We start from the raw sequence: 22853 nt of genomic DNA, 5'->3' as shown, positions 1-22853 counted from the left end.
AAAGGGGCCGTGGCCTACCGGCCGCCGGGCCTGTTGGAGTCGGACCTCCCGCGTTCGTAACGGCGGACACGCCGATAGCCGGTGAGCTCGCCCTGGAGGTCGCAGGTCGCCTCGTAACTGGCGAGCAGGCTCATCGTGTCGGGGACCCTGAGCAGTTCCAGGACCTCGATCTGCAACGTCCAGCCGTCCTCGGTGCGTTCGAAGGACGAGACGGACTCGGCCACCATTCCGGTCAGCTCCGAGAGCTGGGCGCGCGCGTTGCGCAGCACCTCCATGGGGCTCGGTACGTCCTCGTCCGCCGTGTTTGTCGCCTTGCTCTTGGATGAGTTCGATGAACTCTGTGAACCTGATGTGTTGGATGTGTTCGACATGGCCACCTCGGACTCCGAGTGGCCAGGCGGACGTTGGCCAAACCTCCAACGGTACGTTCCTCGGCCGGTTGTTCGTCCCCGGCCGGTACGGACCTCAGCCGCGCAGCGCGTTCAGCCGGCGCCGGGCCGGACCGAGCGCGCGCCCTCTGCGCAGCAGCCCCTCCCAGGGATTGGTGCGGGCCTGCTCGACGGCGTCGGCGACGGTCCAGCGGCGCGGGCCGAGTCCGGGGTCGTCGAGTTGTTCCCAGGTGAGGGGTGTCGCGACCGGGGCGCCCGGCTTGGCGCGGACGCTGAAGGGGGCGACCGAGGTCTGGGCGTAGGCGTTGCGCTGGATGTCCAGGTAGAGGCGGTCGCCGCGGTCCTTCTTGCGGGCGGCGGTGGTGAGCCGCTCGGGGTGTGCCTCGGTGAGGGTGTCGGCGACTGCCTTGGCGAACTCGCGTACCTCGTCGAAGTCGTGCCGTCCGTCGAGCGGTACGACGACGTGCAGTCCGCGGGACCCGGTGGTCATCAGGGCGGACGGCAGCCGGATTTCGTCGAGCAGTTCGCCGACCAGCCGGGCCGCCTCGCGCACCGGCTCGAAGTCGTCGCCGGAGGGGTCCAGGTCGAAGACCAGCCGGTCGGGACGGTCGACCCGGCCGTCCGGCGAGATCCGCGACAGCCATCGGTGCAGGGTCAGACAGGCCTTGTCCGCGAGGTAGACCAGGGTCGCGGTGTCGTCGCACACGGGGTGGACGACCGTGCCGCCCTCCTTGGCCACCTCGACCCGCCTGATCCACTCCGGGTCGTGGTCCTGGACGTTCTTCTGCATGAACCGGGGCCCACCGAGCCCGTCCGGGTACCGCTCCAGCATCAGCGGCCGTCCCCGCAGGTGCGGCAGCATGTACGGGGCGACCTCCCGGTAGTACGCGACCAGGTCGGCCTTCGTGTACTCCTTCGCCGACCCGTCGCCGGGGAACAGCACCTTGTCGGGCCGGTGGACCTCGACGGTCCGCCGCCCGGCCCGTACGGACCATGTGCCGGCCATGGTCACTCCTTCCGGACGTCCGTGTCCGTGTCCCCGAGTCCCACGTCCCGAGTCCCGTACGTACCGGGCGGCGGCACGGGCTATCGCACGATGGCGTTCTCCACCAGCAGCTTCGCCGAGGCCGCGATCGACTCGGCGTCGATGCCGGCGTCGTGCAGCTGCTCCTCGGGCGAGGCCGAGCCGGGCATGGTGCGCACCGCGAGCCGGACCAGCCGGGGCACGGGGCGCCCGTCGAGGAAGGCGTCGAGGACCGCGTCGCCGAGGCCGCCCTCCTCGTGGTGGTCCTCCACGGTGAGCAGGCAGCCGGTGCGCTCGGCGGCCTCGCGCAGGGCCCGGCGGTCGACGGGCTTGACCGAGTACAGGTCGATGACCTGCACGGAGATACCGTCGGCGGCCAGCACGTCCGCGGCCTTCAGCGCCTCGTGCACGGTCACTCCGGCGGCGACGACGGTGAGCCGGTCCTGCGGGGAGGCCCGCAGCACCTTGCTGCCCCCGACCGGGAACTCCTCGTTGGGGCCGTACAGGACCGGCATCTCACCGCGCGAGGTGCGCAGATAGCGGACGCCCTCGCAGCCCGCCATCTCGGCGACGAGCTTGGCGGTCTGGTTGCCGTCGCACGGATAGAGCACGGTCGAGCCGTGCACCGCCCGGAACATCGCCAGGTCCTCGAGACCCATCTGCGAGGGCCCGTCCTGCCCGATCGCGACGCCCGCGTGGGAGCCGACGAGGTTGATGCCCGCCCCACTCACGGACGCCATCCGGACGAAGTCGTGGGCGCGCGTGAGGAAGGCGGCGAAGGTCGACACGTACGGCACCCAGCCGCGCGCGGCGAGCCCCACGGCCGCCGCGACCAGCTGCTGTTCGGCGATGTAGCACTCGAAGAACCGGTCGGGGTGCTCCTTCGCGAAGAACTCGGCGCGCGTCGAGTCGCTCACCTCGCCGTCGAGGGCGACGACGTCTCCGCGCGCGGTGCCCAGCGCGGCGAGCGCCTGCCCGTAGGCGTTGCGGGTGGCGACCGCGTCACCCGTCTCGTAGCGCGGCAGTTCCAGGTGCCCGGCGCGTACGGCGTGGAGCATGCGGGCGGCGGGCGGCTGCCGGACCTCGACGCGCAGGTCGCGCACCCCGCCGAGTTCCGCGATCGCCTCTTCGGCGTCGGGCAGCGGCTTGCCGTGCAGACCCTCGCGGTCCTGGACGGACGCGACGCCCTTGCCCTTGAGGGTGCGGGCGATGATCGCGGTCGGCTGTCCGACGGTGGCGACCGCCTCGCGGTACGCGCGGTCGATCGCGTCCACGTCATGGCCGTCGACCTCGACGGTGTGCCAGCCGAAGGCCTGGAAGCGGCGGGCGTACGCGTCGAGGTCGTGGCCGTGCCGGGTGGGGCCGCGCTGGCCGAGCCGGTTGACGTCCACGATCGCGGTGAGGTTGTCGAGGTGCTCGTATCCGGCGTGCTCGGCCGCCTCCCAGACGGAGCCCTCGGCCAGCTCGCTGTCGCCGCACAGCACCCACACCCGGTAGCCGACCCGGTCGAGCCGCTTGCCGGACAGCGCGATGCCCACGCCGACGGGCAGACCCTGCCCGAGCGATCCGGTGGCCGTCTCGACCCACGGCAGCCGGCGCGGTGTCGGATGCCCTTCGAGCCGGCTGCCGAGCCTGCGGAACGTCATCAGCTCGGTGTCGTTGATCGCCCCGGCCGCCTTGTACGCGGCGTACATCAGCGGCGAGGCATGTCCCTTGGACAGGATGAAGCGGTCGTTGCCGGGGTGGGCGGGGCGGTCGAAGTCGTAGCGCAGATGGTTGGCGAACAGGACCGCCAGCAGGTCGGCGGCGGACATCGAGGACGTGGGATGCCCGGATCCCGCCGCGTCGGCGGCGCGGACACTGTCCACTCGCAACTGCTGCCCCAGTTCGGTGAGTTGACGGGTTTTCATGACTCTCCTTCGACAGGGCGTACGGGGGCAGGGGCAGGGGCGGCAGGCTTGTTCGGATCCGGGACCGCGTGGTCGTCGGATGTGGGGGCCGGGCGGTTGCCCGGGTCTCGTACGGCGGACGTCTTGGCCGCGGACGCGGCGACAGCGGCTCGCTTCTCCGGGCCGCCCGCCACCCTCGCCAGCTCCGGTGAAGCGGACTCCAGCGGTACCGACCAGGAGCGGACCAGGCCCAACTGGACGCCCTGGCGCGGGAGTACGGCGTCCAGGAGCCAGTCGGCGGCGACCCGGACGCGGTTGCCGGGCATCGCGGCGAGGTGGTAGCCGCGGGTGACGACTCCGGCGAGCGGCCCGGACAGCGGGATGCCGAGCGGGTTGGCGGCGGCCTTCACCCCGCCGAGGTCGACGACGAAGCCCAGGTCGCGGTGGCGGTAGACACGCCGGGTGCCGATGCCGAACGAGGCGGCGACGTTGTGGCCCGCGACCTTGCCGTGCCGCCAGGCGTGCTGCGCGGTCATCGCCGTGTACTCCCCGGGCTTCTCCAGATCGGGCACGGCTGCCGCGTCACCGCAGGCGAACACCTCGGGGTGGCCCGGCACTTGGAGGTACGGGTCGACGAGCAGCCGGCCGCGCTCCATCGGCCGCCCGACCCCTGCCACCAGCGGATCGGGCCGCACGCCCACGCACCACACAAGGGTCCGGGTGTCGACGAACTCCCCGTCGCTCAGCCGCACTCCGGTCGACGTTGCCTCCTCGACGGACGTCCCGGTGCGCACGTCGACACCGCGCTGGCGCAGCACTCGGTCGGCTGTGCTCGACAGCCGTTCGTCGAGTTCGGGCAGCACGCGCGGGGCGATGTCGAGGAGCAGCCACCGCGGCCGGAGCCCCTCCCTGAGCGGCTTCCTGCGCACCAGCTGGTCGGTGAACAGCTGCCCCTGCGCGGCGACTTCGGAACCGGTGTATCCCGCGCCGACCACCACGAAGGTGCAGCGCGCGGAACAGTCCTTGAAGTCGTCCGCGGAGGCGGCGAGTTCGATCTGCCGGGTCACGTGGTCACGCAGGTACAGCGCCTCGGGCAGCCCCCGGAAGCCGTGCGCGTGCTCGGCGACACCGGGCACGGGCAGCAGTTTGTTGACGCTGCCGACGGCCAGGACGAGCCGGTCGTACGACAGGGTGCCTCCGTCGCCCTCGGGGCCGGTGTAGTGCACGGTCCGCGCTTCGAGGTCGATGTCGTCGGCCTCGCCCAGCACCAGCCGCACGCCCGGCAGGGTGCCCGTCAGCGAGACGGTGACGCGGCGCGGCTCCAGGACACCGGCGGCGACCTGGGGCAGCAGGGGAAGGTAGAGAAAGTAGTCCGTGGGGTTCAGCAGGACGATGTCGGCCTTGTTCCGGGTCAGCCGGGAGAGGGTGCGCGCCGTCTGGTACCCGGCGAATCCTGCTCCGACGATCACGACACGAGGTCGGCTCATGGGGCGCCTCCGGCGGAGTCATCCTTCGGGGCCTTCCGCGTCCCCCCGGCCGGGACGCCCAAACGTCGAGGTCCCCGCGCGACGGCGGTACGCGCCGGGCGCCGGGGACACCGGAAACCCGGCGGAACCGATGGGGCTCGTTCGGGCTCGTTCCGACTCGTTCGGGCTCGTTCGTGCTCGGTTCCGGCCGTGCGGATCCGCGGACGGTGTCTTCCCCCGATTGTCCTGGGCGCGGCCCGTCACCGCATCCCACGCGACGGAGGCGCACCGGTTCGGTACGCTTCCGTGGGTTCACCGGGCCGGGTGATGCGGCCCTTCGGGATCCGTCGCGCCCGCTACCGGGGGCGTGCCCGCACCGGAGGGTCCGGGCGCCGCGCTGACGCCGCCGGGGGCGACGGGCGGAATCGGCGGGGCGGAGGGCCCGGCGAGCCCGCCGGGCGGCGTGCCGGGAGCCGTGCTCGCGGCGACCCGCGCACTCTGCTCCTCGGCGGCCTGCGCCGCGGCGGTCCGTCCTGCTTCGGTCCGTCCCTCGGCGGCGGTGCTTCCCTCGGCGGCCTGCGTCGGTGCGGGCCGGGGTGCCGTCGGCCTCGCCGCGTTGCGCAGGGCGTAGGCCCCGGCTCCGAGCAGGACGGCGGTGATCAGCGCGGCCACCCAGTCGGGCAGCCCGAGCGCGAGGACGAGGCCGACGGTCAGCGCGAGGGCCGCGCCCGCGTACAGGGCGACGGCGCCGGAGGCTGCGTACAGCGAGGCCGTACGGCGCTGCTTGAGGGTCTGCTCCCGCAGTTCCTCGCGTACGGCGTCGCGGGCCACCTGGGCCAGTTCGTCGACCAGGTGTTTGTCCAGATGTTCCATGTGTTCGATGCGGTCCATGGCGGCCGGGTACCCGCGCCCCTTCGCCCGTAACGCCGGGCGCCTCCGGGCCCGTTCGCCCGGCAGGACCCCGGCCACCCCGGCCCGCGACCCGGGATCCGTACGAAACGATCTCGTTCCCGGCCGGCCCCAACTAGGCTCGTCCGCATGGACATTCTGGGAGCCACGCTGCGCATCTGCGTCGACGACCTGGAGACTGCGGTCCCCTTCTACGAGAAGCTGGCGGGCGCTCCGGCGCTCCGCTTCGAGCGCGGCGGGGTCTCCGTCGCCGCCGTCGGCTGCTTCTTGTTGATGAGCGGACCGGAGTCGGAGTTGGAGGTGCTCCGCAAGGTCTCGGCGACCATCGCCGTGACGGACGTCGACGAAGCCCACCGGGTGCTCACCGACTCGGGTGCCCACGTCGTTGCGGGCCCGGTGGCGACACCGGGCGGCCGCAACCTGATCGCGATGCACCCGGACGGCTACATCTACGAGTACGCGGACCGCCGCGCGGCCGAGTAGGCCGCCCGCGCCCACGCCCGAGTCACCCCGCGCCGTCGGTGCCGGGCGGCCGCATCCGGAAGTCGTAGCGCTCCGGCAGCGGTTCGTCGGCGATGCGGGACCAGGCCAGGCCGATCGCCTCGGCGCCCTCACGCAGGTCGGCCACCTCGAAGCCCGCGTCGAAGACGGCGCGTGCCGCGTCCCTGTCGCCCTCGGCGAGCAGCAACTCCGCCTCGATCAGCCGGAACCGGCCGCGTTCGCGGGTCGCCGGGCGCAGCCGCTCCCAGACGGAGCGCGCGTCCGCCGTCCGCCGTACCGCGAGGAGCGCGGCGATGGCCTCCCGCCCGAGCGCGGCCGTGGCGGCCGTCCAGGCCTCCCCGTCGTCGCGCCGCTCCCGGCACAGGTCGTCGAAGGCCTCCGCGTACCGGTCGGCGGCCCGTTCGCGGTTGCCCGCGTCCTGGTCGGCGACGGCGAGGCAGCGCAGCAACGGCCAGAGGGACGGGGCGAGTTCCAGGGCCCGCTCCCAGCTGCGTACGGCCTGTGCCCGGTCGTCGGCGTGCCACTGGGCGACGCCCAGGTGGTACTCGGTGAGCGGCTTCGCGGGTGCCGTCTCCAGCATGTCCCGCCAGTGCCGGGCGACGAGCGTCTCCCCGGGCGGTCCCACCCGGCGCGGCTCTGGGAAGGCCCCGGACCGGAGCAGCTCCGCCCAGGGCATCTGCGCGTCCCCGAGCGTGTCCTCCTCGAAGGGCGTGCCGGGCAACTTGAGGTCGCCGCGCAGGACTTCGAGGGCGCCCCAGCCGGATCCGACGGCCAGCACCTCACCGGGTTCGGTGTCGGCGGAGGCCCGCCAGTTCTCGTACGCCGTCTCGAACTCCCCGCGTGGCAGGGCCTGTTGGAGCCGTTCCTCGACTCCGGAGCGGGCCGCGGCCCAGTCGGTGCCGTGCACGGTCTCCGCGTCGGCGGTCAGCGGTCCGTACGCCTCCAGCCACGCCACCTCGCTCTCGGCGTCGAGGCGGAGGTGCTCCAACTGGGTGCGGGCGAGGCCTGCCTGGATCTCGCAGTAGCCGCCGGTGCCGGGCTCGGTGAGCCACTCCTGCCAGCGCCGGCCGCCGGTGCCCGACCCCCACACGAAGAGCTTGCGCCCGCGGAGCACGTCGGTGGACGTCTGCACGAGTCCCTGTCCCGTCTCGTCCAGGGCGGCGATCCAGCGCCGCTGTCCGTCGGGCACCTCGTAGAAGTAGTCGGCCGGGTACTCGCCTCGCAGCGGGTACGTCCGGTCGGCGCCCTCGCACTCCGGAACCGGCACTCGGCGCAGCCGCCGCTCGTAGCCGAAGTGCCAGGCCTCCTCGGCGGGCGCGAGCACCCTGCGCTCCTCGGGGACGGCGGTGTTGGACCACCAGTACAGCGGCGCGGCCTTCTCGTGGGGATTGCGGACGCGTACGCCGACGTACAGGAAGTCGGAGCCCTCGGGCAGCCACAGGTCCACCTGGAACGGCAGGTCGCGCAGCCGTTCCCACTCCCACAGGCGCAGCATCTCGCCGCCGTCGGGCGCGGTGACGCGGGCCGCGTGCAGGGGTGCGCAGGCGAGGGTCGAGTGGCCGGTGGCGCCGATGTTCCATTCGATGCCGCCGGAGAACCAGGCGCCGTTGAGCGCGAAGTCGGCGGGCTGCAACACCGGGTTTCGGTAGAGGAGTTCACGGTCGGACGGCTTGTGGAAGAGGGACACGACACGGCCGCCGTAGCCGGGCAGCACGGTCGCGCTCAGCCGGTCGTTCTCGATGACGAGCGCGTCGACCTCGCGGGGCGCCCGCGTTCTGCCGTATCCGTCGCGGACGCGTTCGGGCAGGAGGCTGCGCAGCGGCTCGTAGCCGATCTGGCGGGCCATGTCGCGGGGCAGGCCCTCGCGTTCCCGCTCGTCCACGTGGTGCGTCTCGTCGAGCGGACGCAACGGAGGGAGTGGGTTGCTGGGGCCCAACTCCGCGGCCGGCAGCGTCAGTACGTCACGTCGGATGGTCGTCACGTCGACCATGGAACAGCGTGGACGGCGAGCCGACCAGGGGCACTCCCGGTCAGGATTGCGCAAAGGCCGCGACGACGATGTCGGCGAGCAGGGCTCCGGCGGTTCCGTCGGGGTCCAGGTCGGGGTCGTAGATGGTGACGTTGAAGCCGACGCAGTGCGGGGAGTTCACCAACGGCCGCAGCAGCGCGGTGAGTTCGTCGGGCAGCAGTCCGCCGGGGTCGGGACTGTCGACGGCGGGCATCACGGACGGGTCGAGCACGTCGGCGTCGAGGTGCACCCAGAAGCCGTCCAGTTCCGGCACGTCGAAGGCCTGGGCGGTGGCCCGGGCCAGGGCGTCGGCGCCCCACTCGCGCACATCGCCGACGGTCACCGTCGGGATCTTCAGCGCGGCGAGTTCGGCCCGGTCCTCCTCGAACTCGTCCCGGATGCCGAAGAACCGCACGTCCTCGTCCCGCAGATAGGGCTTCAGCCCCTCCAGGTCCGTCAGGTCGTCCTGCCCGCGCCCCGTCGCCAGGGCCACCCCCTCGCCGCCCGCCGCGCCGACGCTCTCGGAGTTGCCCGGGTGCCGGAAGTCGTGGGAGGCGTCGACCGCCACGAGCCCGTACCGGCCGATCCGCCGCAGCGCGAGCGAGGCGCCGAGCTGGATGGAGCAGTCGCCGCCGAGGACGACGGGCAGCTCCCCGGCCCGTACGTGCCCTTCGATGCGGTCGGCGAGCGTACGGGTGTAGGTGGCGATCGCCGCGGCGTTGAAGACGCCGTCGCCCTCCTGCCAGTCGCCCCGGTCGTAGCGCGGCGGTACGACCACCCCGCCCTCCAGGGCGTGCAGCCGCTGCACGATCCGCTGCTCGCGCAGGGCTCCGGCGAGCTTGTAACAGCCGGGGACGGTGCCCGGAGCCGGTGGCCGAAGGCCGAGGTTCGACGGGGCGTCCAGGACGACGAGATTCCGCATAGGACTCATGTTCGAATCATATCGGCGGTGATGGCCCATCGTTCGTGGTCGCGCCAGGCCCCGTCGATGAAGAGGAAGTCCGGCGAGAAGCCCTCGAGACGGAAGCCGCAGCGGCGGGCCAGCGCGATCGAGGCGGCGTTGTCCGGCTGGACGTTGATCTCCAGCCGGTGCAGTCCGAGCCCGCCGAACGCGTACCGCACCACCAGGTCGAGCCCCTCCCCCATCAGCCCGCGTCCGGCCGCGTGCGCGAAGGCCCCGTAGCCGAGCGCCCCGCACTGGAAGGCGCCCTCGACGATGTTGTTGATGTTGATGAACCCGGCGATCCCTCCGCCGTCCCTCTCACAGACCAGGAACCCGGCCTTCGTCGGGTCCTCGATGAGCCGTCCCGCGTACGAGGCGTAGGCGGTCGCGTTGGCCGGCGGGAACAGCCAGGGCTGGTGCAGCGCCTTGCTCTCGCGCGCCCGGGCGACGAACTCGGCGCCGTCCTCGTGGGTGTAGTGACGTATGCCCACACGGGAGCCTTCGGCGAGGTATTCGGTAACGCCATGCATCCCGCAACGGTACGCGGCCGGTCAGCTTCGGCGCTTCATGAAATACGCCCCGCACAGCGCGCCGATCACCGTCGTGCCCAGCAGTGCCATCCACAGGGGCATGGTGACCTCGGGGATCAGCAGGCGGATCTTGGTGGCTCGGGTGTTCTCGAAGATGAAGATCAGCGCGAGCACGGCCAGCGCGATGACGGACACCCGCCCGGGCGTCATCAGGTTCCCGCCGCCTGCCTTGCCGCCGCCACCGCTGCTCTCCGAGGTCTTCGGGCTCATGCGCCCAGGATGGGCGGGGAGCGGGGGTCACGCACGGTGAGAGGTTCCTCCGGGTGAGGCGGGGGGGCCACAGGGGTGACTCGACCGCCGGACCGTCATGGCCCTCACGGCCGTCACCGGCGTCTCCAGCATCACGACACGGCCCTCACCGGCGTCAGGCCACGTCAGGCCAGCGCGGGCACGTCCAGTGTCAGCGTCCCGGCCTCGGCGTCCAGCTCCGCCGGCACCCCGAACGGGACCGTCAGCGCCCCCTCGCAGTGCCCGAAGCCGAACTCCTCGGCGATCGGCACCCCGAGCCCGCCGAGCCGGTCGAGGACGAGGTCCCTGATCCGGTGGTACGGGTCGCACCGCTCCCAGGAGCCGAGCAGGATCCCGGTGACGCCGTCGAGCCAGCCTGCGCGCAGGAGTTGGGTGAGATAGCGGTCCAGGCGGTAGGTCTCCTCGTTCACGTCCTCCAGGCAGAGGAGGCCGCCGCGCGCCGAGGGCCGGGCGTGGGGTGTGCCGAGGTCGGCGGCGAGCAGGCTGAGGCAGCCGCCGAGGAGGACGCCCCTGGCCCGCCCCGGCACCAGCGCCCCTCCGGACGAGGTGAGGGTCCGCACCGACTCCGGTTCGAAGAGCGTCGCCCGCAGATGCTCCTGGGCACGGGCGTTCTTGATGAAGTCGATGCCCGCGGCCATCGGTCCGTGCAGTGTCACGAGCCCCAGCCGGGTCGCGAAGGCCTCGTGCAGGGCCGTGATGTCGCTGAAGCCCAGGAACACCTTGGGGCCCGCGGCCAGCAGTGCGTCCCAGTCGAGCAGCTCGGTCATGCGCTGCACGCCGTAGCCGCCGCGGGCGCACAGCACGGCGTCCACGCTCGGGTCGCACCAGGCGGCCTGGAGGTCGGCGGCCCGGTCGGCGTCGGTGCCCGCCAGGTAGTCGAACGTGCCGTGCCGGTCGAGGACATGGGGTGCCACGACCGGTTCCAGGTCCCAGCCGCGCAGGATGTCGAGGCCCGCCTGCAGCCGCTCCTCGGGCACGGGACCGCTCGGCGCGACGACGGCGACTCGGGCTCCGGGAGCCAGCCGCCGAGGTCGCACAAGTGCCTTCACTTGGCGAGCTCCAGGGTCGGGACGCCGGGCGGGTTCAGGCCGAACACCTGGGCGTACAGGGAGAGTTCGGACTCCAGGGCGCGCACCATCGTGTCGGCCCGCCGGAAGCCGTGGCCCTCGCCCTCGAAGGCGATGTAGGCGTGCGGCAGCGGCCGTGCCCGTTCCTCCATCCTGGCCAGGAACCGCTCGCACTGCGCGGGCGGGCAGATGACGTCGTCGAGGCCCTGGAGGAGCAGGAAGGGCACGGTGACGCGGTCGGCGTGCTCGGTGGGCGAGCGCTCGGCGTACCGGCCGGGTACCTCGGCGAGCGGTCCGACCAGGGTCTCCAGGTACTGGGACTCGAAGTCGTGGGTCTCGCCCGTGCCCCAGCCCGCCAGGTCGAGGATGGGGTAGATGATCGTCCCGCAGGCGTACACGTCGGTGCTCACCAGGGACGCGGCCGTCGTCCAGCCGCCCGCGCTGCCGCCGCGGACGGCGAGCCGGTCGCGGTCGGCGGTGCCCTCCTCGGCGAGGGCGAGCGCGACGGCGGCGCAGTCCTCGACGTCCACGACACCCCACTGCTCGCGCAGCCGGTTGCGGTACTCCCGGCCGTACCCGGTGGATCCGCCGTAGTTGACCTCGGCGACCCCGATGCCGCGCGAGGTGAAGTACGCGATCTGCAGGTCGAGGACGAGCGGGGCGCGGCCGGTGGGGCCGCCGTGCGCCCAGACGACGTACGGCGGGAGTTCGTCGCCGGGGGCGACGTGGCCGGGGTGGTGCGGTGGGTAGATGTGCGCGTGGATCTCGCGCCCGGCGGGCCCGCTGAAGGTGCGGATCTGGGGTTCCGGGTAGTAGGCGGGGTCGACCGGGTCGTCGTGCGGGGCGCCGATGACCCGTGCCCGGCCGGTGCGGGCGTCCAGTTCGACGACCTCGTAGGCGCTGCGCGGGCTGGCCGCGACGGCGGCGATCCGGCTGCCGTCGGCGGCGAGCGTGGCCGCGTACTCGGTCCAGGGTCCGGCCGCGTCGACGACCTCGCCGGTCTCCGGGTCGAGGATGCCGAGCGCGGTGGCGCCCCGGCCGTGCACGACGGCGATGAGTCCGCTGTCCAGCGGCGCGAACCAGCGTCGCCCGACCGTCCACAGCGGCCCGGCGAACTCCTCCTCGCGCGTGCAGATCGCCTCGCCGTCGCGGTAGAGGTTCCACCAGCCGGAGCGGTCGCTCGCGTACAGCAGGGTGCCGTCGGCGCACCAGTCGGCCTGGGCGATCGACTCGTCCGGGCCTCCGGCGGCCTTCCGGGTCCCCCGCAGCGTGCCGTCGGGGCCGACGTCGGCCACCATCAGCTCGGTCCCGTCCCAGGGCATCCGCGGGTGGTCCCAGCCCAGCCAGACCGCGCGCCGCCCGTCGGGCGAGATGCGCGGCCCGGTGACGAACCGGTGCTGCCCGTCGGTGAGTTCACGTACCGCGTCCCTGTTCCGCGCGGCCGACCCGTCCAGCGGCACCGCGGCGACGACCCGGCGCACGTCGGTCGGTCCGTCGCCGGTGAACTCCTCCAGTACGCACCAGACTTCGCCGAGTTCGAGATGCATCTGCGCGTCCACCCACCGCAGTCCGCCGCCCACCGGCGACACGGGGGTCAGGGGGCGCGGCTCCTTGTCGGGGCCGGCGGGCTCGTACGCGTACAGCCGCTGGTCGGCGAAGTTGACGAACACCACCAGCGGGCCGTCGTTGCCGACCGCCCCGGCCCAGGGGTGCCCGCCGTACTCCATGACACGGCTGCGCACGTTCCACGGGGCGGGCAGGACCGATTCCTCGGTGCCGTCGACGCGGCGGCGCACCAGGGTGCGGCGGCCGGCCTCGGTGGGCCGGGGTTCGGTCCACCAGACCTCGTCGCCGACGAAGCCGATGAAGTCGGGGTGTCCGTCGTGCGCGGCGGCGAGCGACGCGTCGATGGGCGAGGGCCAGGAACCGTAGGCCAGGGTCTGCACGATGTCCCCCATTTTTTCCCTAGGCCGTGCGCAGAAAGCGGTCGAGTACCCGGACGCCGAAATGCAGCGCCTCGACGGGCACGCGTTCGTCGACCCCGTGGAAGAGGGCCTGGTAGTCGAAGCCCGGCGGGAGCTTCAGCGGCGCGAATCCGTATCCGGTGATGCCGAGGCGCGAGAACTGCTTGGCGTCCGTGCCGCCCGACATGCAGTACGGCACGACATGCCCCTCGGGCGCGAACTCCTCCACGGCGGCACGCATGTTGGCGTACGTCGTCGAGTCCACCGGTGCCTGCAGGGCCACCTCACGGTGGTGGAACTCCCACTCCACGTCCGGACCGGTGAGATGGTCAAGGGTCGCGCGGAACTCGTCCTCGGTGCCGGGCAGATAGCGTCCGTCCACGTGGGCGACGGCCTCCCCGGGGATGACGTTGACCTTGTAACCGGCGTTCAGCATGGTCGGGTTGGCGCTGTTGCGCACGGTGGACTCGACGAGCGAGGCGGCGGGACCGAGCTTGTGCAGCAGGGCGTCGACATCGTCGAAGTCGGGCTCGATGCCGTACACCGCGGCCATCTCGGTGAGTGCGGCGCGGACCGTCGGGGTGAGCCGTACGGGCCACTCGTGGGCGCCTATCCGCGCGATCGCGGCGGCGAGCCGGGTGACCGAGTTCTCCCGGTTCACCTTGGAGCCGTGACCGGCGCGGCCGCGTGCGGTGAGCTTCAGCCAGCCGGTGCCGCGCTCGCCCGCCGCGACGGGGTACAGCTCGCGGCCGGAGCCGTCGTGGAAGGTGAAGGCGCCGGACTCGCTGATGCCCTCGGTGCACCCCTCGAAGAGCCCCGGGTGCTCGTCGGCGAGGAAGCCCGAGCCGTCCTCGGCGCTCGCCTCCTCGTCCGCGGTGAAGGCGATCACGATGTCGCGCCGGGGGCGCACGCCCGCGCGGGCCCACTGCCGTACGACCGCGAGGATCATCGCGTCCATGTTCTTCATGTCGACCGCGCCCCGGCCCCAGACGACCCCGTCGCGGACCTCCCCGGAGAACGGGTGCACGCTCCAGTCCTCCGCCTGCGCCGGTACGACGTCCAGGTGACCGTGGACGAGCAGCGCGTCGGCGGACGGGTCGGTGCCCTCCAGGCGCGCGACGACGTTCGCCCGCCCCTTCGTGCGCTCCAGGAGCGTCGGCTCCAGGCCCGCCTCGGCGAGCAGCGCGGCCGCGTACTCGGCGGCCGGCCGCTCCTGGCAGTCCCCGCCGCCGCGGTTGGTCGTGTCGATCCGGATGAGATCGGAGGTGAACCGGACGACCTCGTCGAGGGCCTGCCCGTCGACCGCCCCCTCCTTGACCGCCTGCTGCCCGTCGGTCGCGCTCCTGCTGTCAGCCATAGGTCTCCTCCACGGCGGCCGAGACGATCGTGGTGACCGCCTTGAAGGTACGAATCCCCTCGTACATGGTCGGGCTGGTGTACGCGACCTTCCGCTCCCCGATGCGCTCGACGCCCGGGACGACGGTGGCGGCCATCGCGAGGTGCTCGGCGTCGAACTCCAGGGCCACGGTGAACGGGCCGCCGTCCACGGGCTCGTGCCGCACGGCGAGCCGTGTGGCCTCCTTGGCGGCGGCGCGGATGTCCGATGCCGTACGCGCCGGTGTGCGGCACACGGCCGCGTACCGCGAGACATGGTCCTTGACGGCGACCTTCAGCGCCTCGGGGGCGTAGCCGAGCGCGTCCTCGCAGGCCACGTCGTCGCCGGTGACGAGGACGACGGGGACGCCGTACTCGGCGACGACATGCGCGTTGAGCAGGCCCTCGCTGGCGCGTACGTCGTTGATCCAGACGCCGGTGATCGAGTTGGCGAGGTAGGTGTGGGCGAGGACGCCCTCCATGCCCGCTCCCGCGTGGTAGCCGACGAAGGCGATGCCGTCGACGTCACCGTGCTGCACGCCCTCCACCATGGACAGCGATTTGTGCCGCCCGGTGAGCATCTGTGCCCGTTCGTCCAGCTGCTCCAGGAGCAGGTTGCGCATGGTCCAGTGGGCCTCGTTGATGAGGACCTCGTCGGCGCCGCCGTCGAGGAAGCCGAGGACGGCCGCGTTCACGTCCGAGGTGAACATCGACCGGCACCGCTCCCACTGCGGTGTGCCCGGCAGGACGTCGGCCGGCCAGGTCACCCCGGTGGCGCCCTCCATGTCGGCGCTGATGAGGATCTTTGCCATGCTCCAGTTGTATCGCAGTCCGGATGAGCCCCACAGGGGAGGGCGGTCAGCCGGACGAACCGACCGAAACCTTCACTCGGCCGTCGGCGTACTCCTCGTCCACGCTGATCGTGGTGCCGTCGGGTCCCGCGAGGACCGGGACGCCTGGCCGGGACCGGATCGTCGTCTCCACGCCGTTCTGGTGGAAGGTGAGCGGAAGGGTGGGCCGGCGGCCGAAGGGAGCGTCGTACGTCTGGAGGCGGCTCCGGATGACGACCCCGGAGGTGTCCAGGGCGGGCTCGCCGTGTGCGTCGACCGGCAGGATCTGACCGTGGCCGCCGTTCGCCTTGGTCCTGTTGTCCCGGTACTTGGTGTCCCAGTACCAGATCAGCGTGCCGCTCTCGTAGTGCAGCCGCTCCTTGAGTTTGGGCAGTGTGGAGCGCCAACCCAGTTGGAACGGACCGGACTTGAGGTACGTGTCCTCGCCGACGTACTGCCTGTTCTCGACGACGTAGTAGCGCGCGTTGCCGTCGGCGTCCGCGGGGAGCTTCACCAGGAGGGCTTCCTTGCCCTGCGTGGAGGAGTGGACCGACAGCGGGTTCAGGACGACGGTCGAGGAGGTGCCGGCCTGCGCCGTCGCGTGGTCGAGCCAGCCGAGCCGCAGTTTGGCCCAGGCGCCCAAGTCGGCGGGATGGGCGGAGAGTTCGGCCTCGTTCGAGAGCAGTGAGCCGTGTGACATGACCGACCAGAAGCCGGTCGAGTTCTCGCCGCCGGAGGTGTCGTACAGATCGGGCAGACCCAGGTCGTGGCCGTACTCGTGGGCCAGCGTGCCAAGTCCCCTGTTCTCGTTGGTCATCGTGTAGTCGTTGACCCAGACGCCCGAGTCGCCGACCTGACTGCCGCCGTCCCGGTTTCCGTTCGCGGGCCCCAACTTGCCCGCACCGGACTGGAGATAGCTGACGGAGCCGCGGTGGGAGCCGATGGCGTCGGTGCCGTTGACGCCGCCGCCGTTGGCCTGCGACTCCCCCGCGAACATCAGCATCACGCGGTCGAGATAGCCGTCGGGTTCGTTGAAGATCCCGTCCCGGTCGTGGTCGTTGCGGTCCCAGGTGTCGTACGTGGCAAGGTACTTGGCCAGCGAGGCCACGGTCCGGCCCGTCGCGCGCTGGTCCTCGTACCACTTGTCGAGGCCGTCGGTGACGAGCTGCTCGTTGCAGTAGTACGTCGAGATGGCCACGCCGTTCTTCCGGCAGGTGTCGGTGCCGTAGTGCGCCAGGGGGTGGTCGACGCGGGTCCAGTCCTGGACGGTGCCCGTGATCGAGTAGACGCCACTGGACTGGCGCTGGAAGTACGACTTGAGGGTGTCGCCCGCGGTCTCGTCCGCCGTGCCGAAGATCTGCCGCTGGTAGTAGGCGCGGCTGTAGTCCCGGGTCCACACCGTGGCGTTGTCGGTGGCACGGTCGGGCTCGGGGATCCGGTTGTGCGTGTAGTCGCTGAACTCCACCGGCAGCACGAAGATCCGGTCCGCGGTACGGGCCGTCTCCGCGTAAAAGCCCTCGCGGTACTCGATGCGCTGCGAGGAGCCGCGCGTCTCGGGCGTCGCCTGCCCGGCGGCGACCTTGGCGACGGCGAGCGTCTGGGCACGCTGGGTCCGCTCGCCTCTCTTGCTCAGCAGATCGTGGTCGGGGGCCTCGGCGGCGGTCCCTGTCTCCGGGGCGGTGACAACGACCGGGTCGGCAGAGACGGGGTTGGCAGCGACCGCGGCGGAGGCGCCCGAGGCGTGGACGGCCAGGGCGGCGACAGTGGCGACGGCGGCGACCAGGGGTCCGCGGAGGCGCGGGGATCTGCGGAGGAGCGGAGACCTGCGGATGCGCTTGCTCAACGTGCGTCCTTCTCGCGGCTGCCGGGGCGCACTCAGGAGAGCATGGAGGTGCGGATGAGGCGGGTTGCCCGGCAGCGTGTCGCCGCCGAGGTCACTCGGCCGCCCACAACCCCCGTACGTGTCCGAGGTGGCGGGTCATGACGGCCCGTACCGCCTCCTCGTCGCGGGCGATGAGCGCGTCGAGGATGTCCAGGTGCTCGGCGGCGGAGGCCTCCAGGCGGCCCGCCTTCACCAGCGCGTGCAGGCCGTAGAGGCGGGAGCGCTTGCGGAGGTCGCGGACCACCTCGACCAGGTGGTCGTTGCCCGCGAGGGCGAGGAGGCCGAGGTGGAAGCGCATGTCCGCCTCGACGTGGGCGATCAGGTCACCGGTCGCGGCCGCCGTGACGCTCTCCTGGGCGGCCGGGCGCAGTGCCTCCAGGGCGACGGGGTCGGCGGTGGCGGCGAGCGACACGGTGGTGGGGATCTCGATGAGCGAGCGGATGTGTGTGTACTCGTCGAGCTGCTTCTCGGACACGGCGGTGACCCGGAAGCCCTTGTTCGGCACGGTGTCGACCAGGCCCTCCTTGGCGAGGTCGAGCATGGCCTCGCGGACGGGCGTGGCCGAGACACCGAAGCGGGCGGCGAGGCCCGGCGCGGAGTACACCTCGCCCGGACGCAGTTCCCCGGCGATGAGGGCGGCCCGCAGCGCGTCCGCGACTCGCTCGCGGTAGCTGGGCTTCTTGCCGCCCAGCGAGGGCAGGTCGGGGGCGCTGGCGCGCTGGGCGGGCATCGGGGATTTCCTTGTCGTGGTCGTGGGCTTCAGAGGACGAAGCCCGCCGGGAACGGGTCGGTGGGGTCGAGCAGATACTGGGCCGTGCCGGTCACCCAGGCCCGCCCGGTGAAGCTTGGCAGGACGGCCGGGATCCCGGCGACCTCGGTGGTGTCGAGGAGCCGCCCGGTGAAGTGGGTCCCGATGAAGGACTCGTTCAAGAACTCGGTGTTCAGGGGGAGTTCGCCGCGGGCGTGCAGCTGCGCCATGCGCGCGGAGGTGCCCGTACCGCAGGGCGAGCGGTCGAACCAGCCGGGGTGGATGGCCATCGCGTGCCGCGAGTGCCGTGCCGTCGAGCCCGGCGCGGTGAGCTGCACATGATGACAGCCCCGGATGGACGGATCCTCGGGGTGAACGGGTTCCCCCTCGGCGTTGATGGCGTCCATCAGCGAAAGCCCGGCCGCGAGGATGTCGTCCTTGCGGGCCCGGTCGAAGGGCAGCCCGAACTGGTCGAGCGGCAGGATCGCGTAGAAGTTTCCGCCGTACGCCAGGTCGTAGGTCACCGTCCGCCCGTCGGCGAGCTGGATCTTGCGGTCCAGGGCGACGGAGAAGGACGGCACGTTCTTGAGCGTGACCGCCTTGGCCGCCCCGTCCTCCACCGCCACCTCGGCGACGACGAGCCCCGCCGGGGTGTCGAGGCGGATGGTGGTCACCGGCTCGACGACCTCGACCATGCCGGTCTCCACGAGGACGGTCGCGACCCCGATCGTCCCGTGCCCGCACATCGGGAGATAGCCCGACACCTCGATGTAGATGACGCCGTAGTCGCAGTCGGGACGGCTCGGCGGCTGGAGGATCGCGCCGCTCATCGCCGCGTGCCCGCGCGGCTCGTTCATCAGCAACTGCTTGATGTCGTCGCGGTGTTCACGGAAGTACAGCCGCCGCTCGTTCATGGTCGCACCCGGGACCGTACCGATGCCTCCGGTGATCACCCGGGTCGGCATGCCCTCGGTGTGCGAGTCGACGGCGTGCAGGACGAGTTTGCTGCGCATGGGGCTCCCTGGGGGGTGAGGTCTCCTGCGAGGCAGAGATCGAGATCGTGGCCGCGTGCCTTCGGGCGGGCGTCCGGGACTGCGGGACTGCGGCTCAGGCGAGCCCGGCCGCGACGGCCCTCTCGGTGGCCTCGCGCACGGCCTGCTCCTGCTCGGGAAGGAGCGGCACGCGAGGCGCCCGTACCGGACCGCCGTGCCGCCCCACGATGTCCATCGACAACTTGATGGCCTGCACGAACTCGACCTTCGAGTCCCAGCGCAGCAAGGGGTGCAGCTGGCGGTAGAGCTTGCCCGCGGTGTCCAGGTCTCCCGCGACGGCGGCACGGTACAGCGCGACGGACGCGGACGGCAGCGCGTTCGGGTAGCCGGCCACCCAGCCCTTGGCCCCCGCGACCGCCAGTTCCAGCAGTACGTCGTCGGCGCCGATCAACAGGTCGAGTTCCGGGGCGAGTTCGGCGATGCGGTAGGCGCGGCGTACGTCACCGGAGAACTCCTTGACCCCGTGGATGTACCCCTCGCCGTGCAGCTTCGCGAGCAGCTCGGGCACGAGGTCGACCTTGGTGTCGATGGGGTTGTTGTACGCGACGACCGGCACGCCCGCCTTCGCCACCTCCGCGTAGTGGGCGAGGACCGAGCGCTCGTCGGCGCGGTAGGCGTTGGGGGGCAGCAGCATCACGGAGGCGCAGCCCGCGTCGCGTGCCTGCTCGGCCCAGCGGCGGGCCTCGGCGGATCCGTACGCGGCCACGCCCGGCATCACGCGCCGCCCGCCGATCGCTGCCACCGCGGTCTCGACGACCTTGGCCCGCTCCTCGGGGGTGAGCACCTGGTACTCGCCGAGCGAGCCGTTCGGTACGACCCCGTCACAGCCGTTCTCGACGAGCCAGGTGCAGTGCTCCGCGTACTTGTCGAGGTTGACGGAGAGGTCGTCGTTCAGCGGGAGAGCGGTGGCGACGAGGACGCCACGCCAGGGCCGGTTGTCGGTGACGTTGTCGTCGGTCATGAGGGGTCCCATCCGGTTTCGGTAGACGGTTTTCGGTGGAGGGTGACGTGTCATGAGGGTTCGCCGGGCTCGCGAGCCAGCACCCCGAGGGGCACGGGCCGGGCGAACGGCCGTCGGGAGGGTGTCTCCGGACAGCGCGCGAGCCCCGCCACGGCAGGCCCGCACATCCGTCCCTGACACCAGCCCATCCCGGCCCTGGTCAGCAGTTTCACGGTGCGTACGTCCCCGGCGCCGAGCTCGTCGACGGCCTCCCGGATCGCGGAGGCGGGCACCTCCTCGCACCGGCACACGACGGTGTCGTCGGTGACCCGCTCGGTCCAACGGGCGGGCGAGGCACAGACCGTGTCGACGGCGGCGAAGAACTCCCGCAGCCCGGCACGCACTTTGGCGGCCGACGCGTACGAACTCCTGTCGGGCGTACGGGAGTCGAGCCGCGCCGCGATGGACAGTCCGGCGATCCTGCCCTCGGCCGACGCGAGCGCCGCGCCGCCGATCCCCGTGGCCTCACCGGCGGCCCAGACGCCGGGCACATCGGTGCGCTGTTCGTCGTCCACGGCGACGGCGACCCCGTCGAGACGGCAGCCGAGCGCCTCGGCGAGGTCGGTGTGCGGGAGCATGCCGTGGCCGACGGCGAGGGTGTCGCAGGGGATGCGTCGCTCGGTTCCCGGCCGGACCCGTCCGTCACCGTCGAGGGCGGCGACGGTGACGGCTTCGAGCCGGCCGGTGCCGTGTGCGGCGACGACCGTGCTGCGGACCTGGGTTCTGACGCGGTGACGTGCCAACTCGGCCGCGTACCGGGCGCCTTCGGCGAGTTTCGCGGGATGAGCAGCGAGCACGCGGGCCTGCCGGGCGAGGTTCCGTGGGTCGGCGGACTCCACGAGGGCCGCGACCTTCGCCCCGGCCGAGGCGAGCCCGACGGCCACGGGCAGCAGCAACGGCCCGGTCCCGGCCACCACGGCGGTACGCCCCGGCAGCACGAGCCCGCCCTTGAGCATGGCCTGCGCCCCACCCGCGGTGACCACTCCAGGAAGGGTCCAGCCGGGAAACGGGAGCACCATCTCGTACCCACCGGTGGCGAGCAGCACGGCGTCCGCGTGAACGGTGACGGGCTCTTCCTGCTCGGGCCCGAGGAGAGCGTGGACGGTGAAGGAAGCGGGGGCTCTGTCGGTGGTGCCGGACTCCCGCTCCACGAACCACACATGATGATCCGTCAGGTGGGTGACACGGCCCGCCGCGATGTGCGCCGCGAGTCCGTCCCGAAGCCGTTCCCAGGTACGCCACTGGTGGTGCAGGGCCTGAGGGCGGCGGGCCCCGAGCCCCGGCGCGGTCTGGCGATAGAACTGCCCGCCCGCCTGCGGGGCGGAGTCGACCAAGGTGACCCGCACACCGCGAGCCGCGGCGGCGAGGGCAGCCGTGAGCCCGCCGGGACCCGCGCCGATCACCACAAGACGGCGTCGTTCAGTCATGGTGACCGGTCCCTTCCTGCGTTCGGATCACGTCTCCGGCCTCGGCCGGGACCAGACAAGCCCGTTGGTTCACCCGCCCGTTGACGCTCACCAAACAGTCGAAGCACACCCCGATGCCACAGAAGACACCGCGCGGCTCGCCGCTCCCCCGGGTCGTACGCCAGGACGTGATGCCCGCCGACCAGAGTGCGGAGGCGATCGTCTGACCGGGCAGAACAGTGATCTCCCGGCCGTCAAAGATGACGGTGAAGGCGGGCCCGGGCCGGGCGTCGACCAGGTCGAGCGGAGTGCGGGGCGTCACGGGGCCTCCTCGGTCACCGGATCGGGAAAGCGGTCGGGGCGGAACGACGCGAGGTCCAGATCGGGGGCCTTCTCCGCCAGCACCTGGGCAATCAAGTGGCCGGTGCCGGTGGCGAGTCCGATGCCCGCGCCCTCGTGCCCGCAGGCGTGGAAGAGCCCGGGCACGCGCGCGTCCGGCCCGATCGCGGGCAGATGGTCGGGCATGTACGGACGGAACCCGAGGTAGCTGCGCATGGCCCTGACCTCCGCCAGGAAGGGGAACAGCCGGGTCGCCCCCGCCGCGAGCGCCCGGGCGACGGGCAGGGAGAAGGAGCGGTCGAAGCCGACCCGTTCCCGGCTGGCCCCGATCAGCACCGGTCCCGCCGCCGTGCCCTCGACCACCGGGGAGGTCTGCAACGCGGCCGAGTCGCTGGCCACGTCGGCCACGTAGTCCGCGGCGTACACCTTGTGCCGCACCCGGCGGGGCAGCGGCTCGGTGACCAGGACGAAGCCGCGCCGGGGCAGCACGGGCAGGGACACCCCAGCCATTGCGGCCAGCTCCCCGCCCCAGGTCCCGGCGGCGTTGACGACGGCGGGCGCGTGCACATCACCATGAGATGTACGGACTCCACGCACCGCCCCCGCCTCAGTGCGAAGCACCTCCGTGACCGTCCACCCGGTCCGCAGCGAGGCACCGGCCGCACGGGCGAGCCGTACGAGATGGGCGGCGGCCAGTGTCGGCATCACCTGGGCGTCCTGCGGATAGAGGACCCCGCCCGCGAGCCCCTTCGCCAAGTAGGGCTCCAGATCAGGGAGTTCACCGGCGGAGACGGACACGGCCTCGACACCGGCGGAGCGCTGCCCGACGGCAAACCGCTCCAACGCGGCGAGCCCCTCGGGTGCGGACGCCACGACGACCCCGCCCTTGGCCTCGTACTCGACGGCCCCGGCCACTCCGGTCTCGGCGGCAAGATCGACCCACAACCGCCCGGAAAGCAGGGCGAGTTCGAGCTCGGGCCCCGGCTCCTTGTCCGAGACGAGCAGATTCCCCTCACCTGCCCCGGTCGTACCCCCGGCCACCGGCCCCCGGTCCACCAGGACGACACTCAACCCCGCCCGAACCGCGTACAAAGCACTGGCCGCCCCGACCATCCCGGCCCCGACGACCACAACATCGCAGGTCAGCGACTTGGTCACGCCAGTACTATGTCACATACCTCTGGACGGGCCAAGGGTGCGCCAGCTTGGATCCAGCGCGCGCC

Annotated in this window: 21 protein-coding genes; 1 reads left to right on the top strand and 20 read right to left on the bottom strand. The window is 72.2% G+C overall.

What is annotated here, in order from left to right; translation table 11 throughout:
* Positions 1 to 14 precede the first annotated feature (14 nt).
* From ACN20J_RS39825 to ACN20J_RS39805, 5 genes are all read right to left on the bottom strand, one after another.
* Positions 15 to 371, bottom strand: coding sequence for a gas vesicle protein (locus ACN20J_RS39825; protein ID WP_189840921.1), 357 nt, complete (start codon positions 369 to 371; stop codon positions 15 to 17).
* Positions 372 to 465: 94 nt separating this feature from the next.
* Positions 466 to 1395, bottom strand: a complete 930-nt coding sequence (ligD, locus tag ACN20J_RS39820; protein WP_189840920.1) for a non-homologous end-joining DNA ligase — start codon at positions 1393 to 1395, stop codon at positions 466 to 468.
* A gap of 80 nt (positions 1396 to 1475) precedes the next feature.
* Positions 1476 to 3323: a transketolase gene (locus tag ACN20J_RS39815; RefSeq protein ID WP_419667794.1), complete on the bottom strand. Its 1848-nt coding sequence runs from the start codon at positions 3321 to 3323 to the stop codon at positions 1476 to 1478.
* A complete protein-coding gene (locus tag ACN20J_RS39810; protein ID WP_419667793.1) occupies positions 3320 to 4789 on the bottom strand; it encodes an NAD(P)/FAD-dependent oxidoreductase in 1470 nt (489 codons plus the stop codon). Before ACN20J_RS39810 ends, ACN20J_RS39815 begins: the two co-directional genes overlap by 4 nt.
* Positions 4790 to 5080: 291 nt before the next feature.
* Positions 5081 to 5659: a phage holin family protein gene (locus tag ACN20J_RS39805; RefSeq protein WP_189840917.1), complete on the bottom strand. Its 579-nt coding sequence runs from the start codon at positions 5657 to 5659 to the stop codon at positions 5081 to 5083.
* 147 nt (positions 5660 to 5806) lie between these two features.
* Between ACN20J_RS39805 and ACN20J_RS39800 the strand changes: the two genes are divergently transcribed.
* Positions 5807 to 6160: a VOC family protein gene (locus ACN20J_RS39800; protein WP_189840916.1), complete on the top strand. Its 354-nt coding sequence runs from the start codon at positions 5807 to 5809 to the stop codon at positions 6158 to 6160.
* A gap of 22 nt (positions 6161 to 6182) precedes the next feature.
* Here the strand turns inward: ACN20J_RS39800 and ACN20J_RS39795 are convergent, their stop codons facing one another.
* The 15 genes from ACN20J_RS39795 to ACN20J_RS39725 form a co-directional block, all read right to left on the bottom strand.
* Entirely contained in the window at positions 6183 to 8168 is a 1986-nt protein-coding gene (locus tag ACN20J_RS39795; RefSeq protein WP_189840915.1) for a DUF5107 domain-containing protein, read from the bottom strand.
* A 40-nt stretch (positions 8169 to 8208) separates the two neighbouring features.
* Positions 8209 to 9108 carry an arginase family protein gene (locus tag ACN20J_RS39790; RefSeq protein WP_419669039.1) on the bottom strand — a complete coding sequence of 300 codons (900 nt, stop codon included), beginning with the start codon at positions 9106 to 9108 and terminating at the stop codon, positions 8209 to 8211.
* A gap of 5 nt (positions 9109 to 9113) precedes the next feature.
* Positions 9114 to 9659, bottom strand: a complete 546-nt coding sequence (locus ACN20J_RS39785; protein WP_189840914.1) for a GNAT family N-acetyltransferase — start codon at positions 9657 to 9659, stop codon at positions 9114 to 9116.
* A 21-nt stretch (positions 9660 to 9680) separates the two neighbouring features.
* Entirely contained in the window at positions 9681 to 9929 is a 249-nt protein-coding gene (locus ACN20J_RS39780; RefSeq protein WP_055617466.1) for a DUF1049 domain-containing protein, read from the bottom strand.
* Positions 9930 to 10093: 164 nt separating this feature from the next.
* Positions 10094 to 11017, bottom strand: a complete 924-nt coding sequence (locus ACN20J_RS39775) for a S66 peptidase family protein (RefSeq protein ID WP_189840913.1) — start codon at positions 11015 to 11017, stop codon at positions 10094 to 10096.
* Positions 11014 to 12993, bottom strand: a complete 1980-nt coding sequence (locus ACN20J_RS39770) for a prolyl oligopeptidase family serine peptidase (RefSeq protein ID WP_419667792.1) — start codon at positions 12991 to 12993, stop codon at positions 11014 to 11016. The genes ACN20J_RS39775 and ACN20J_RS39770 overlap by 4 nt, the downstream gene beginning before the upstream one ends.
* 7 nt (positions 12994 to 13000) lie before the next feature.
* Positions 13001 to 14356, bottom strand: coding sequence for a M20/M25/M40 family metallo-hydrolase (locus tag ACN20J_RS39765; protein WP_419667791.1), 1356 nt, complete (start codon positions 14354 to 14356; stop codon positions 13001 to 13003).
* The gene (locus ACN20J_RS39760) at positions 14349 to 15185 is read right to left on the bottom strand and encodes a M55 family metallopeptidase (protein WP_189840910.1); all 837 of its coding nucleotides are present in this window, start codon (positions 15183 to 15185) and stop codon (positions 14349 to 14351) included. The genes ACN20J_RS39765 and ACN20J_RS39760 overlap by 8 nt, the downstream gene beginning before the upstream one ends.
* 46 nt (positions 15186 to 15231) lie before the next feature.
* Positions 15232 to 17046 (bottom strand): immune inhibitor A domain-containing protein, encoded by a 1815-nt coding sequence (locus ACN20J_RS39755; protein ID WP_419667790.1) that lies wholly within the window; start codon positions 17044 to 17046, stop codon positions 15232 to 15234.
* A gap of 91 nt (positions 17047 to 17137) precedes the next feature.
* On the bottom strand, positions 17138 to 17815 hold the full coding sequence (locus tag ACN20J_RS39750; protein WP_361990330.1) for a GntR family transcriptional regulator: 678 nt from the start codon (positions 17813 to 17815) through the stop codon (positions 17138 to 17140).
* Positions 17816 to 17844: 29 nt separating this feature from the next.
* Positions 17845 to 18846, bottom strand: coding sequence for a proline racemase family protein (locus tag ACN20J_RS39745; protein ID WP_419667789.1), 1002 nt, complete (start codon positions 18844 to 18846; stop codon positions 17845 to 17847).
* Between the two features lie 94 nt (positions 18847 to 18940).
* Positions 18941 to 19846, bottom strand: coding sequence for a dihydrodipicolinate synthase family protein (locus ACN20J_RS39740; RefSeq protein WP_189840906.1), 906 nt, complete (start codon positions 19844 to 19846; stop codon positions 18941 to 18943).
* A 50-nt stretch (positions 19847 to 19896) separates the two neighbouring features.
* Entirely contained in the window at positions 19897 to 21312 is a 1416-nt protein-coding gene (locus tag ACN20J_RS39735) for an FAD-dependent oxidoreductase (RefSeq protein ID WP_419667788.1), read from the bottom strand.
* Positions 21305 to 21613: a (2Fe-2S)-binding protein gene (locus tag ACN20J_RS39730; RefSeq protein ID WP_189840904.1), complete on the bottom strand. Its 309-nt coding sequence runs from the start codon at positions 21611 to 21613 to the stop codon at positions 21305 to 21307. Before ACN20J_RS39730 ends, ACN20J_RS39735 begins: the two co-directional genes overlap by 8 nt.
* Positions 21610 to 22788, bottom strand: coding sequence for an NAD(P)/FAD-dependent oxidoreductase (locus ACN20J_RS39725; RefSeq protein ID WP_189840903.1), 1179 nt, complete (start codon positions 22786 to 22788; stop codon positions 21610 to 21612). The genes ACN20J_RS39730 and ACN20J_RS39725 overlap by 4 nt, the downstream gene beginning before the upstream one ends.
* Between the last annotated feature and the right edge of the window lie 65 nt (positions 22789 to 22853).

Source organism: Streptomyces sp. 2-1 (genome assembly GCF_048564895.1).
GTDB classification, from domain to species: Bacteria; Actinomycetota; Actinomycetes; order Streptomycetales; family Streptomycetaceae; genus Streptomyces; species Streptomyces phaeochromogenes.
This window is presented reverse-complemented; position numbering and strand designations above follow the sequence as displayed.

Coding starts and splice junctions, on each gene's coding strand:
- ACN20J_RS39740 (WP_189840906.1), bottom strand. CDS start 19,846: ATGACCGACGACAACGTCACCGACAACCGGCCCTGGCGTGGCGTCCTC.
- ACN20J_RS39745 (WP_419667789.1), bottom strand. CDS start 18,846: ATGCGCAGCAAACTCGTCCTGCACGCCGTCGACTCGCACACCGAGGGC.
- ACN20J_RS39790 (WP_419669039.1), bottom strand. CDS start 9,108: ATGCGGAATCTCGTCGTCCTGGACGCCCCGTCGAACCTCGGCCTTCGG.
- ACN20J_RS39760 (WP_189840910.1), bottom strand. CDS start 15,185: ATGGCAAAGATCCTCATCAGCGCCGACATGGAGGGCGCCACCGGGGTG.
- ACN20J_RS39825 (WP_189840921.1), bottom strand. CDS start 371: ATGTCGAACACATCCAACACATCAGGTTCACAGAGTTCATCGAACTCA.
- ACN20J_RS39795 (WP_189840915.1), bottom strand. CDS start 8,168: ATGGTCGACGTGACGACCATCCGACGTGACGTACTGACGCTGCCGGCC.
- ACN20J_RS39780 (WP_055617466.1), bottom strand. CDS start 9,929: ATGAGCCCGAAGACCTCGGAGAGCAGCGGTGGCGGCGGCAAGGCAGGC.
- ACN20J_RS39810 (WP_419667793.1), bottom strand. CDS start 4,789: ATGAGCCGACCTCGTGTCGTGATCGTCGGAGCAGGATTCGCCGGGTAC.
- ACN20J_RS39800 (WP_189840916.1), top strand. CDS start 5,807: ATGGACATTCTGGGAGCCACGCTGCGCATCTGCGTCGACGACCTGGAG.
- ACN20J_RS39815 (WP_419667794.1), bottom strand. CDS start 3,323: ATGAAAACCCGTCAACTCACCGAACTGGGGCAGCAGTTGCGAGTGGAC.
- ACN20J_RS39785 (WP_189840914.1), bottom strand. CDS start 9,659: ATGCATGGCGTTACCGAATACCTCGCCGAAGGCTCCCGTGTGGGCATA.
- ACN20J_RS39765 (WP_419667791.1), bottom strand. CDS start 14,356: ATGGCTGACAGCAGGAGCGCGACCGACGGGCAGCAGGCGGTCAAGGAG.
- ACN20J_RS39750 (WP_361990330.1), bottom strand. CDS start 17,815: ATGCCCGCCCAGCGCGCCAGCGCCCCCGACCTGCCCTCGCTGGGCGGC.
- ACN20J_RS39805 (WP_189840917.1), bottom strand. CDS start 5,659: ATGGACCGCATCGAACACATGGAACATCTGGACAAACACCTGGTCGAC.
- ACN20J_RS39770 (WP_419667792.1), bottom strand. CDS start 12,993: ATGGGGGACATCGTGCAGACCCTGGCCTACGGTTCCTGGCCCTCGCCC.
- ACN20J_RS39735 (WP_419667788.1), bottom strand. CDS start 21,312: ATGACTGAACGACGCCGTCTTGTGGTGATCGGCGCGGGTCCCGGCGGG.
- ligD (WP_189840920.1), bottom strand. CDS start 1,395: ATGGCCGGCACATGGTCCGTACGGGCCGGGCGGCGGACCGTCGAGGTC.